Source organism: Dietzia sp. UCD-THP (genome assembly GCF_000349585.1).
GTDB lineage: Bacteria > Actinomycetota > Actinomycetes > Mycobacteriales > Mycobacteriaceae > Dietzia > Dietzia natronolimnaea_A.
On record NZ_KB714651.1, the window covers coordinates 1 to 12063 of the forward strand.

Annotated in this window: 12 protein-coding genes and 1 riboswitch; of the genes, 4 read left to right on the plus strand and 8 right to left on the minus strand. The window is 70.1% G+C overall.

Annotation, left to right across the window (positions count from 1 at the left end; all coding sequences use genetic code 11):
• Nucleotides 1-115 precede the first annotated feature (115 nt).
• The 6 genes from trpS to H483_RS30880 all read right to left on the minus strand — a co-directional run bounded on the left by trpS (nucleotide 116) and on the right by H483_RS30880 (nucleotide 6900).
• Complete coding sequence (gene trpS / locus H483_RS30855; protein WP_031264931.1) at nucleotides 116-1198, minus strand: tryptophan--tRNA ligase; 1083 nt, start codon at nucleotides 1196-1198, stop codon at nucleotides 116-118.
• A 44-nt stretch (nucleotides 1199-1242) separates the two neighbouring features.
• The gene (locus H483_RS30860) at nucleotides 1243-1716 is read right to left on the minus strand and encodes a PPOX class F420-dependent oxidoreductase (RefSeq protein ID WP_017837177.1); all 474 of its coding nucleotides are present in this window, start codon (nucleotides 1714-1716) and stop codon (nucleotides 1243-1245) included.
• Nucleotides 1717-1793: 77 nt separating this feature from the next.
• Nucleotides 1794-2639, minus strand: a complete 846-nt coding sequence (locus H483_RS30865) for an exodeoxyribonuclease III (RefSeq protein ID WP_017837178.1) — start codon at nucleotides 2637-2639, stop codon at nucleotides 1794-1796.
• A gap of 10 nt (nucleotides 2640-2649) precedes the next feature.
• Nucleotides 2650-3891, minus strand: coding sequence for an MFS transporter (locus H483_RS30870; protein ID WP_042329884.1), 1242 nt, complete (start codon nucleotides 3889-3891; stop codon nucleotides 2650-2652).
• 36 nt (nucleotides 3892-3927) lie between these two features.
• The gene (locus H483_RS30875) at nucleotides 3928-5922 is read right to left on the minus strand and encodes a VWA domain-containing protein (protein WP_152427976.1); all 1995 of its coding nucleotides are present in this window, start codon (nucleotides 5920-5922) and stop codon (nucleotides 3928-3930) included.
• A 105-nt stretch (nucleotides 5923-6027) separates the two neighbouring features.
• A complete protein-coding gene (locus H483_RS30880) occupies nucleotides 6028-6900 on the minus strand; it encodes a bile acid:sodium symporter family protein (RefSeq protein WP_017837181.1) in 873 nt (290 codons plus the stop codon).
• Between the two features lie 190 nt (nucleotides 6901-7090).
• Nucleotides 7091-7206: riboswitch (SAM riboswitch) on the plus strand.
• 52 nt (nucleotides 7207-7258) lie between these two features.
• On the opposite strand from H483_RS30880, the gene H483_RS30885 reads away from it, so the two are divergent.
• The 3 genes from H483_RS30885 to H483_RS30895 are packed head-to-tail and all read left to right on the plus strand — an operon-like array spanning nucleotide 7259 to nucleotide 10208.
• The gene (locus H483_RS30885) at nucleotides 7259-8593 is read left to right on the plus strand and encodes an O-acetylhomoserine aminocarboxypropyltransferase/cysteine synthase family protein (protein WP_017837182.1); all 1335 of its coding nucleotides are present in this window, start codon (nucleotides 7259-7261) and stop codon (nucleotides 8591-8593) included.
• 11 nt (nucleotides 8594-8604) lie between these two features.
• Complete coding sequence (locus H483_RS30890; RefSeq protein ID WP_017837183.1) at nucleotides 8605-9774, plus strand: homoserine O-acetyltransferase; 1170 nt, start codon at nucleotides 8605-8607, stop codon at nucleotides 9772-9774.
• On the plus strand, nucleotides 9771-10208 hold the full coding sequence (locus H483_RS30895; protein WP_017837184.1) for a hypothetical protein: 438 nt from the start codon (nucleotides 9771-9773) through the stop codon (nucleotides 10206-10208). The genes H483_RS30890 and H483_RS30895 overlap by 4 nt, the downstream gene beginning before the upstream one ends.
• Before the next feature lie 83 nt (nucleotides 10209-10291).
• Here H483_RS30895 and H483_RS30900 read toward each other — a convergent pair whose 3' ends face one another.
• Together H483_RS30900 and H483_RS30905 are read right to left on the minus strand one after the other, a co-directional pair.
• On the minus strand, nucleotides 10292-10639 hold the full coding sequence (locus tag H483_RS30900; RefSeq protein ID WP_017837185.1) for a DUF3017 domain-containing protein: 348 nt from the start codon (nucleotides 10637-10639) through the stop codon (nucleotides 10292-10294).
• A 6-nt stretch (nucleotides 10640-10645) separates the two neighbouring features.
• Complete coding sequence (locus H483_RS30905; protein ID WP_017837186.1) at nucleotides 10646-11503, minus strand: bifunctional methylenetetrahydrofolate dehydrogenase/methenyltetrahydrofolate cyclohydrolase; 858 nt, start codon at nucleotides 11501-11503, stop codon at nucleotides 10646-10648.
• Between the two features lie 60 nt (nucleotides 11504-11563).
• Between H483_RS30905 and H483_RS30910 the strand changes: the two genes are divergently transcribed.
• The gene (locus H483_RS30910) at nucleotides 11564-12055 is read left to right on the plus strand and encodes a tRNA (cytidine(34)-2'-O)-methyltransferase (RefSeq protein WP_017837187.1); all 492 of its coding nucleotides are present in this window, start codon (nucleotides 11564-11566) and stop codon (nucleotides 12053-12055) included.
• The last annotated feature ends 8 nt before the right edge of the window (nucleotides 12056-12063 follow it).

A 12063-nucleotide genomic window follows, 5' to 3' on the forward strand; every position in this document is an offset into this window, starting at 1 on the left:
CAGATGCGAAGAGCCGTTTTACCGTGCGATCACTACCGCAAACATGGGTTTCGTCGCCGTAAAGCTACATCTGTATAGAAAATTCTTCACCAAGTGGTCGCAGATGGCCGGCGGTTCACCCGCGGCGCGGTGCCGTGAAACCGACCGTCTGGTACACCTGCGAGAGGACCGGGCCCGCCACTACCCTCGCCCGGTCCGCGCCGTCAGCAAGGATCTGCTCGAGTTGGCCCCTGTCCGACATGTACTCGTCGAAGCGGGCACGCAACGGGGTGACGAATGCCTCGAGCGCGTCGGCGGTCTCGGACTTGAGGGCGCCGTACCCCGCCCCCGAGGTCTGGTAGTCCGCCACGAGATCCGCCACCGGCCGCCCCGTGAACGCCGACTGGATGGTCAAGAGGTTGGACACGCCCGGCTTCATCTCACGGTCGAATCGGATGTCACCGTCGGAGTCGGTCACCGCGCTGCGGATGCGCTTGGCGGAGACCTTCGGGTCGTCGAGCAGGTTGACGATCCCCTTGGGGTTCTCCCCCGACTTGCTCATCTTGGCCGTGGGGTCCTGCAGATCGTAAATCTTGGCCGAGCCCTCGAGGATCTTGCCCTCGGGAACCACGAAGGTCTTCTTGAAGCGGGAGTTGAACCGCATCGCCAGGTCGCGGGTCAGCTCGAGATGCTGCCGCTGATCCTCCCCCACCGGCACGAGGTGCGGGCGGTAGAGCAGGATGTCGGCGGCCATGAGCACCGGGTAGGTGAACAACCCGACGGTCGTCCCATCCGTGCCCTGTTTTGACGACTTGTCCTTGAACTGCGTCATCCGCGCGGCCTCGCCGTACCCGGTGATGCACCCCAACACCCACGCCAGCTCCGCGTGTTCGGGCACATGCGACTGCACGAACAGCACCGAGCGGGCGGGATCCACCCCCAGGGCGAGCAACTGCGCGCACCCGCGGTAGACCCGCTCCCGCAGCTCCTTGGGATCCTGCTTGACCGTGATCGCGTGCAGGTCCGGGATGAAGTAGTACGCGTCGTACTCGTCCTGGAGCTCGACCCACTGCCGCACGGCGCCCAGGTAGTTGCCGAGGTGGTACGAATCGGCGGTCGGCTGGATGCCGGACAGGACGCGCTGGCGCTTCGCGGGGGCTGCCGCCTCGGACGGCCCCGTCGTAGGGGCGGGAGAGACGGTCGAGGACTGCTCAGACATGGAGTCCATCTTCCCACGGTGCCCCCGGAGCCCCACTCACGCCCTCATCTGCCCGTGGGCTGGTCCGGCTCGGGCGGGAACCCGCCCGTGGCGACCGGACCCCAGTCGTCGATCGTCACCCGGATGAGGCATTTGCCCTGTCGCATCATGGCCGCGCGGTACTCGTCCCAGTCGTCGTGCTCGCCGGCGACGCTGCGGAAGTACTCGACCAGCGGCTCGACGGCCTCGGGCAGGTCCACGATCTCCGCGGTGCCGTCGAGGTGGACGTACGGGCCGTCGAACTCGTCGGACAGGACGCATTCGTTCACGGCCGGGTCGCGGCGGATGTTGATCACCTTCGCCCGCTGCGGGTAGGTGGCCACGACGAGCCTGCCCTCGGAGTCGACGCCGCAGGTCACGGGCGAGGTCTGCAGCCCGCCGGAGGACCTGCGGGTGATGAGGACGGCGCGGTGCCGGGGGCGGAGGAACTCGTCGAGCCCCGTCCGGTCAGGGCGGTCTGCGGTGGCGTACTTCGGCATGAGCCGAGGCTACGGGGCCGCCCGATCCGCAGCATCCGGGACCGCGGGCCGGCCGGCCATCGCCGCCGTTGTCGTCGTCACTCGTAGACGACGGTCACCGGCGCGTGGTCGGACCACCGCATGTCGTAGGCGCTCGCGCGATCCACCCGGTCGGACACGGCGCGCTCGACCAGCCCGTCGGTCACCACGTGGTAGTCGATGCGCCAGCCCGCGTCGTTGTCGAAGGCCTTGCCCCGCTGGCTCCACCAGGAGTACGGGCCGATCTCGTCGGGGCGGCGATGACGGACGATGTCCGTCCACCCGCTGGCGTCGGCGAACAGTTCGGACATCCACTCGCGCTCGTGGGGCAGGAAGCCGGAGCTCTTGTGGTTGCCCTTGTGGTTCTTCAGGTCCGCCTCGCGGTGGGCGATGTTCCAGTCACCGCAGACGATCATCTCGTGGCCGTCCCGGGCGCCGACCACCTCCGCGCTCTCGGCCAGGTGCTCCCGGAAGCTCGCCATGAAGCGGTCCTTCTCGTCCTGCTTGGGAGTGTCGGCCGACCCCGAGGGCAGGTAGAGGCTGGCCACGGTGATGGTCTCCCCGTCGACGGCACCGGGGTACACGGCCTCGATGTAGCGGCCGGACTCGTCGAACTCCGGATCGCCGTGACCGATGCGCACCTCGGAGGGCTCGTGACGGGACAACAGTGCCACGCCGGCCCGGCCCTTGAGCGAGGAGGCCGAGCCGATCAGATGCCAGCCGGCGTCGAGGGCCGGGGCCAGGGCCTTGCGGGTCTGGTCCTCGTCCGCGCGGACCTCCTGGAGTGCGACCACGTCGGCGCCGCTACCCTCCAGCCAGGGCAGGAATCCGAGGTTGGTCTCCGATCGCTGCTTGACGGCGGCGCGGATCCCGTTGACGTTGACGGTGCTGATGGTGAGGCTCACGCCGATCAGGCTACCGACCCGTCATGACCTCGTCCCGCTCCGATCGGCGGGCGGCCGCGACCGCGCCCAATAGGATCGCCAGTCCGATCGCTGCCAGGGTTGCTCCCGCGAGGGCGGGGGACGTGTAGCCGAAGCCCAGCGCGATCACCACTCCTCCGAGCCACGCCCCCGACGCGTTGGCGGCGTTGAGCGCCGAGTGATTGAGCGCGGCCGCCAACGTCTGTCCCCGGCCGGCGTACTTCATCAGCCGGGCCTGCAGTCCGGGCACGAGTGCCGAGCCCGTCGCCCCCACGAGGAACAGGCCCACCAGCGCCGTGGCCGGATGATGGGCGGCCACCGCGAACAGGGCGAGGACCGCAGTCATGGCCGTGGCGATCGCCACCAACCCGCGGTCGAGATCCCGGTCCGCGACCACACCGCCCACGAGGTTGCCGGCCACCATGCCGAGACCGTAGACGGCCAGGACCGCGGGCATCCACGCTCGGTCGATCCCCGCGACGTCGACCATCGTCCACTGGATGTAGGTGTAGACCGCGAACATGCCGCCGAATCCGACCGCGCCCACGGCGAGCGTCGCCAGGATCTGGGGGCGGGCCAGCGCGGCCAGTTCCTCCCGCGCCCTGACCTCCACCGCGCCCTGCGGTTCGGGGACGACGACGAAGATCGCCGTCACGGTCAGTGCGCCTATCAACCCGACCGCGAGGAAGGCCGCCTGCCAACCCGCGGCCTCGCCCAGCCCGGTGGCCGCGGGGACACCGATCACCGTCGCCACAGACAGCCCCAGCAGGACCAACGACACCGCCCTTGCCTGCTTGCCCGGGCCCGCGAGCGAGGCCGCCACCAGCGAGGCCACGCCGAAGTAGGCCCCGTGCGGGATGCCGGCCAGGAAGCGCGCGGCCACCAGGACCTCCGCGGAGGGGGCGAAGGCGGCGGCGGTGTTGCCTACCGTGAACAGCCCCATGAGCACCAGGAGCAGGGTGCGGCGGCGCCACCGGGCGGTCCACACGGTCAGCAACGGTGCGCCCACGACCACCCCGAGTGCGTACGCGGTGATCACGTGCCCGGCCTGGGGTTCGGTGAGCCCGAAGTCGTTGGCGATCGACCTGAGCAGACCCATTGCCGCGAACTCGGTGACGCCGATGCCGAACCCGCCGAGGGCGAGGGCGAGGATCGCGAACGACACTCGGCGTGCGGAGACGCCACCGCGCGGATCAGGCGGGGTGCTGGAGGGGGCGGGGTGTGCCTCGGTCACCCGTGCAGGCTACGCATGCCGCGCGAGCAGGCCCCCTCACCGACCAGCCCCGCCACCCCTCCGTCCCCTCACCAGTGCGACCCCAACAACGACCGCGAGCGCGACGACGAGCACTCCCCCGGCGATCCACGCCCAGCCCGCGCCACCGTCGGCCCCCTCGTCCGCCGCCTCGACGGACTCATCGTCGACCGCCGTCGGGTCCTGATCGGGTGCGGTCGGGGCCACACCGCCCAGACCCGGCTCGGGACCGTCCTCGAACACCGGCCGCCAGTCCGGTCCCGGGGCGGGCTCGCCGTCGATCGCGACGGCGAGTTCGAAGGGCTGTTCGATCCCCCGCGGCAGCGAGTTCGACCCGTCGTTGAGTGACACCATGATGTAGTGCTCCCCTGCCTGCGACTGGACGCTCATCTCCTGGTCGCCGTCACGATTGCGGTACTGAACCGGGATCGTGTCGAGAAGGAACACCTCCTCCGGTCCGTCCTCGAAGGTGGTTCGGACCGCGGTGGAGGGCTTCACCCGGAACGGGTTGGCCACCTCCAGCTGGATGTGGTCCAGCGCACCGCGGACGGACCCGGGGACGCGCAGGCCCAGCGCCAGCCGTTCGCCCCACTCCACCGGGACCCGGTAGAAGCGGGTCTCCCCGGGCACCAGGGCGTCGGAGTAGGTGCCCGGCCCGACCGCGTCCGCACCGTTGAAGCTGGTGCCACCGGCCACCGGGACGGCCGCACCGAAGTCCGGGGCCGGAGCGTCCGCCGGCACGGACTGCACCGCCGGATATCCGGTGATCTCGCCGTCGGAGGGCACGGGCTCGAACTGGAGCAGCACCTCGACCTCGAGCTCGGAGGCCGATACTCCGGTGCGCTGCGCGATCACGCGGTACCCGTCCGGACTGCACGCGGGCTCATTCTCCGTGGCGGGAATGACGAGATGTGTCGCTCCCGGCGACTTCCACCCACCACCGACTTCGTAACTCGTGTCCGAACCGGTCACCCGGCACTCCTCCGCGACGTGGTCGGCCTCGATCCGCAGGCCCGCGGCCGTCACACCGCTGGTGGGATCGGGGTCGACGGGCGGGATGAGGGTCGCCGACACGTGAGCGATGTGCCCGTCGGGAATCTCGAAGCCCAGGTGGCCGGCGGGTCCTCGACCACCACTCATCGCGGCACCGGTGAGCTCGGAGAGATACAGCCCCTCCCCCAGCATCGGCGCGTCACGCAGGGTCAGGCCCATCTCGAAGGGGGTCCCGCGCGTCTGGTAGCCCTCGATGCCCCGACGCGTCAGGAACTGCAGCTGTCCGGACAGCGAGGCCGCGTCGGAGGCCTCGGTGAAGCGACCGCCCGTGGCCCCCGCGATGCACTCGAGCTGGGCCCGCGCCGCATCGTCGACGAGGAACCCCACCGTGTGCACGGTCATGTCGACGCCCGCTCCGGCGAGGTCACCCGCGACCTCGCACGGGTCCGGCGGCGCGCAGGTGTCCAGCCCGTCCGAGACCAGGACGATGGATCGCTCACCCTCGTCCCCGAGCTCTTCCGCCGCGGCGAGCAGGGCATTGCCGATCGGGGTGTATCCGCGCGCCGTCAGTCCGTCGATCCGATCGGTCAGGGCCGCCTTGTCGACGGGCTGGACGGGAGCGAGCGTGACGACGTCGCGGCAGGCGGCGTCCCGGTTGTCCGATGCGTCTGACTCCTCGGTCCCGTACGCCAGCATCCCCACGCGCGCACCCTCGGGCAGCGAGTCCACGAGCTCGCGGGCGGCGGACTGGGCGGCCGCCAACCGGGTGCTGCCCACATCGGCCTCGAGCATGGAACTCGAGGCGTCAATGACGATCGCGACACTTCCGTCACCAGGAGCAGGGCCATCACCGGGAGAACTGCCGTCACGGGAGGCGTCCGACGGCGTCTGCTGGCCGAGCACCCGGGGCGCGCCGGCAAGGCCCGCACCGGCGATCAGCGCACACAGGCACAGGACGGCGATCACCGCCGTCAGGCCCCGTCCGGTCGATGTGGTCGGAGGACGGGGCGGCACTGACACGAAGGCTCCTCAACTACGGTGGCGTCGCCCGGACCACCCTACTTCCGCGATCGGGGTGCCCGTCCCGGATCAACTGATCACCCCCGGCGGGACGGCGGCAACGCTCTATACGGCGGTGCGCATGAGACGCCGGCCGCCGTAGACCACGAGGAACGCGGTGAGGTACATGACGATGCTGTAGACGGCGGCCGCCAGCCCCACCTCGTCGTCGCCGATCACGGTGAAGGCGATGAGCAGGGTCAGGGTGGTGTTCTTGATGCCGAACTCGACCGCGATCGCGATCTGCTCGGCGCGGCGCAGGCGGCAGATCCACGCGAGCAGGCCACCGATCACGATCAGGGCCAGGTTGAGGACGATCACCGCAGGCCCCACGGCCACGATGAGGTCCACGATCCGGTCCCTCTCGCCGAGCACGATGCCCACGATGAGCAGCACCAACACGACGAGTCCGACGATGCCGACGAAGCGCTCGATCCGGGCCGCCAGGGCGGGCTTACGCGCGCGGAGGATCATCCCGAGAAGGACCGGGATGAGGATGACGCCCAGCAGCAGGCCGAAAGTCTGACCGAGCGGGACGGTCACCTCTTCGTCCGCGGCTCCGGGGATGAGCCGCGCGCCGATCCCGAACCACATGGGCAGCGTCAGGATCACGGCCACGGAGCTCAGGGCGGTGAGGATGACCGACAGTGCGACGTTGCCCCGGGCGAGATAGGTGATGAGGTTCGACGTCGCGCCTCCGGGCGTCGCCGCCACCAGGACCACGCCGAGGGCCAACATCGGGGAGAGCCCGAACGCCAGCGCCACGGCCACGCCGGTCAGCGGAACCAGGACCAGTTGGCCGAACAACCCGACGATCGTCGCCCACGGCGACCTCGCCTGGACCGCGAAGTCCTCCTTGGTCAGGCTGAGCCCGATGCCGACCATGATGATCGCCAGTGCGATGGGCAGGCCTATATCGATCAGGGGACTCTGGTCCACGTGGGACTCCTCGGGGGCTCGCGCGTCGACGGGTGGTGGCCATCCGGTGAGATGGACCACTGTCCGGTAACCGTAACCGGTCGGACGCCGACCTTCCGGGGGTTCCGCCCGGACTCGGGGGGCGGGGCGGCCAGTTCCGACTCTTACCCCGCGTTGCCGCCGCCGAACGGCTTAGGCTAACCTCTCCCCAGGTCATGAGTTCCAGCGACAAGCCCCGGCTCGCTGGGCGGCAACCCTCCACCGCGGTGGGGTGCCCCGGGAGACGACCTGGCCACCACCCGACCGGGTGACAGGCAAGCGCGGGTCCGCTGTCGTGACGCGGCCGGACCCTTCTGACGAGAGGAGGGGCTCCGCCCCTATGACGTACGACAACAGCAATCCCGACTGGGCCTTCGAGACCCGCCAGGTCCACGCCGGGCAGCCGGTCGATTCGGACACCGGTGCCCGCAATCTGCCGATCTACCAGACCACCTCGTACGTATTCGCGGACGCCAAGCAGGCCGCGGACCGGTTCGCGCTCGCCGAGATGGGCCCGATCTACACCAGGATCACCAACCCCACGGTCGCCGCCGTGGAGGATCGCCTCGCGTCCCTCGAGGGCGGGGTCGCCGGTCTGCTCTTCGCGTCCGGCCAGGCCGCCGAGACCGCGGTGATCCAGGCCATCGCCCAGTCAGGTGGCCACGTGGTCGCCTCCCCCCGCCTCTACGGCGGTACCGACACGCTGCTGCGGCACACGCTCCCCAAGTACGGCATCGAGACCACGTTCGTCGAGAACCCCGACGACCCCGCCTCGTGGGAGGCCGCCGTGCGGCCCGACACCAAGTTGTTCTACGGGGAGTCGATCTCCAATCCGCTGAACGACATCCTCGACATCCCGGCGATCGCCGAGGTCGCGCACCGCAACCAGGTGCCGCTCGTGATCGACAACACCGTGGCCACCCCCTACCTGATCCGTCCGCTGGAGCTGGGGGCGGATGTGGTCGTCTCCTCGGTCACCAAGTACCTCGGCGGCCACGGCGCCTCGCTCGGCGGCATCCTCGTCGACGGTGGCACGTTCGACTGGCGAGTGCAGCGCGACGGGCAGGACGTGTTCCCCTCCTTCACCACCCCGGATCCCGCGTACCACGGTCTGGTCTACGCGGACCTCGGTGCACCGGCCCTCGCGCTCAAGGCCCGCGTGACGCTCCTGCGCGACACCGGCGCAGCGGCCTCGCCGTTCAACGCGTGGACCCTCATCCAGGGCATCGACACCCTGAGCCTGCGGATCGAGCGCCACGTGGCCAACGCCCAGCGGGTGGCCGAGTGGCTCGAAGCGCGCGAGGACGTGGCGAAGGTGCAGTACGCCGGACTGGCCTCCTCGCCCTACAACGCCCTGCAGCAGAAGCTCTCCCCCAAGGGGGCGGGCGCCATCGTCACCTTCGACCTCGCGGTGCCGCAGGGCGCGTCCGACGAGGACGTCAAGGCTCGGGCGTGGACGTTCATCGACGCCCTCAAGCTGCACTCGTGCCTGGTCAACATCGGTGACGTCCGATCACTGGTGTGTCACCCTGCCACCACCACCCATTCCCAGGGCACGTCCGAGGCCAACGCGATCGCCGGGGTCACCACGGCGACCATCCGCCTCTCGGTGGGCATCGAGGCCGTCGACGACATCATCGGCGACCTCGAGCTCGGTTTCGCCGCGCTGTCCTGATCCCTGACCGGATGATCCGCCCCACCGATCCGCTCACGCTGCTGCCCCCGGGCGACGGCACCCTCGGCCGTGTCGCCATCGGCGACCTCACGCTGTCCACGGGTGTCGTCCTCCCGGGGGTCTCGCTCGCGGTGCAGCGGTGGGGCCGGATCGCGGACGACCTGTCCAACATCGTCCTGGTGGAGCACGCGCTGACCGGGGACTCGCACGTGATCGGCTCCGTGGACTCGCTGCACCCGACGCCCGGGTGGTGGAACGGTCTGGTCGGCCCCGGGTTACCACTGGACACCGATCACTACTGCATCCTGTCGGTCAACGTACTCGGAGGGTGTCGCGGTTCGACGGGTCCCAGTTCGCTCCACCCCGACGGCCACTACTGGGGTGCCCGCTTCCCCGCCGTGTCTGTCCGGGACATGGTCGAGTCCGAGCGGGCCCTGGCAGACCTGCTGGGCATCAACCGTTGGGCCGCGGTGGTCGGCGGTTCCATGGGCGGGGCGAGGGCGCTCGAGTGGATGGTCGGCCACCCTGACCGCGTCGGGGCCGGCTGTGTCCTGGCGGTGGGCGCGCGCGCCTCGGCCGATCAGATCGGTGTGCAGACCGCGCAGATCATGGCCGTGACCTCTGATCCGCACTGGCAGCAGGGCGGGTATCACGGCACCGGCCGCACTCCTGTCACCGGTCTCGGCATCGCGAGACGTATCGCACACCTGTCCTACCGGGGTGAGGTGGAGCTGGACGAGCGGTTCGCCAACCGTCCGCAGCCCGGCGAGGACCCCCGTGGCGAGGACCTGTCGATGTCGGGGCGATTCGCCGTGCAGTCCTATCTCGATCACCAGGCCGGGAAGCTCGTCTCACGCTTCGACGCCTGCAGCTACGTGCTGCTCACCGATGCGCTCAACCGTCACGACGTGGGCCTGGACCGCGGGGGGGTCGAGCGGGCGCTGCGCTCCTGCCCCGTCCCGTGCGTCATCGGCGGGGTGACCACCGACCGTCTCTACCCCCTGCGGCAGCAGGAGGAACTGGCCGCGCTGTTGCCCGGTGCCGATCCTCTGGTCGTGATCGACAGCCCGGCCGGTCACGACGGGTTCCTCACCGAATCCGACGTGGTGGGCCCCATGCTCGCCAGGACGATGGAACTCGCCGCCCACGGCACACCCGACAGATCGCGAGGACCCGCATGACCGACCGTGACCGTCCGAACCGGACCGCCGCCCTCGGGCTGACCGGACTGGCCGTGGGTCTCGGCATCATCGGGGGGGCCATCGGCTTCGCCACCCTGTTGGGGATCACCGCGACCGCGAGAGGCGGCTACGACACGGCCGAGTACGGCGCGATGGCGCTGACCGCGGCGTCGTCACTGGTGTTGAGCGTGCTGCTCATCACCGGCGCGGTGTTGCTGTGGCGCGCCCACCGAGCGGCCCGGGCCGTCATCGGGGTGGCGGTGACACTGCTGGCCGTGAGCACGCTGGCACGGATGGTGCTGGACAGCGTCACGTTCATCTCGGTACTGGGGAGCGTGCTGTCCCTGTGCGCTCTGGTGGCGATGGGACTGCTGCTCGCGTCGAACGGGGTGCGCGACCACGTCCGCGAGGGCGTGCCCCTGCGACTGACCTAGGCCTGAACGACCTAAGCCCCGCTGACCTGGGCCCCGCTGACCTAGACCTGGCAGCAGAGACCGACCCTGCAGAGGAGATCCACTCAGCCCGTCCCGAGCGAGTCGATCGAGGTGGCGAGCCAGAGCACGACCACGCCGACCGCCAGGTAGAAGGCCACGTCGAAACCCTTGCCCCGCACACCGAGCAGCCGCGCGCGCTCGTCCGGCACCACCGCGCGCAGCACCGCGGCGGCCAGGGCCATGATCCCCAGAATGAACGCCCCACGGCGCCACCGCTCGAACATCACGAACCCCAGTGACACAGCGATCCCGACCAGGACCAGCGCGAGCGGCCACTGGGCCCGGATCTGCGACCAGCGCAGCCGCGCGGGACGGGTGCGGCGGGGCCGGGCGTCGGTCTGCCGGGGCCGGTCCGGGGCGGGATGGGTCATATGGATTTAGGCTCCCGTGGCGAGCTGCTCACAGCGCTCGACCACGTTGGACAGGAGGAACGCCCGGGTCAGTGGACCGACCCCTCCCGGGTTCGGGGAGACCGCACCCGCGACCTCCCACACGTCCGGGTGCACGTCACCGGCCAACTTCCCGTCGAGCCGGGACACCCCCACGTCGAGGATCGCCGCGCCGGGTTTGACCATGTCCGGGGTGAGCATGTGGGCCACACCGGCAGCGGCCACGATCACATCGGCACGCCGCGTCTCGGCGGCCAGGTCGCGGGTGCCGGTGTGGCACAGGGTGACGGTCGAGTTCTCGCTGCGACGGGTGAGCATCAAGCCGATCGGCCGCCCCACGGTCACACCGCGTCCGATGACCACCACATGTGCGCCGTCGAGCCGGACACCGAAACGACGGAGGAGGTGGATGGCGCCGTTGGGGGTGCACGGGAGCGGGGCCGGCGCGTTGAGCACCAGCTTGCCGAGGTTGACAGGGTGCAACCCGTCGGCGTCCTTGACCGGGTCGATGCGCTCGAGAATGGCGTTCTCGTCGAGGTGCTTCGGCAGGGGCAGCTGGACGATGTACCCGGTGCACGCCGGATCGGCGTTGAGTTCGTCGATCACGGCTTCGAGCTCTGCCTGATCGGTGTCGGCGGGCAGGTCACGGCGGAGGGAGGCGATCCCGACCTGTTCGCAGTCGCGGTGCTTCATCTTGACGTACGCGTGGCTGCCCGGGTCGTCACCGACCAGGACCGTCCCCAGCCCCGGGGTGATGCCCTTGTCCCGCAACGCGGCGACGCGGGTCGTGAGGTCGGCGACGATCTCGTCGCGGGTGAGCTTCCCGTCCAACTTGATAGCGGTCACGGGTGCCAGTATCCCACTGCGGAGCGGTCACGTCGCCAGCGCACTGCGAGAATGGGGGCCATGACCGGAGCCGGCGTGCGTGTGCTGTTCGACCGACCCCGCATCCCGCCCAACACCGGCAACGCGATCCGGTTGGCCGCGGGCGCGGGCTGCGAACTCCATCTGGCCGGGCCGCTGGGTTTCGACCTCAGCGAGCCACGGCTGCGGCGGGCCGGGCTCGACTATCACGACCTGGCGCACGTGGAGGTCCACGCCGACCTCGAGGCCGCGTACGCCCGTCTGCTCCCGGCGAGGGTCTGGGCGTTCACCGTGAGGGCCGACCTCACGCTGCCGGAGGTCCGCTTCTCCCCCGGTGACGTCCTCCTGTTCGGGCCCGAGCCCACCGGCCTGGCCGAGGACGTGCTGGCGGACGAGCGGGTGACGGCCACTGTGCGCATCCCCATGATCGCGGGACGTCGGTCGATGAATCTGTCCAACGCGGCCGCAGTTGCGGTCTACGAGGCCTGGAGGCAGGAGGGATACGCAGGCGGTATGGAAATTCCGTCTGTTTGACTTATTAT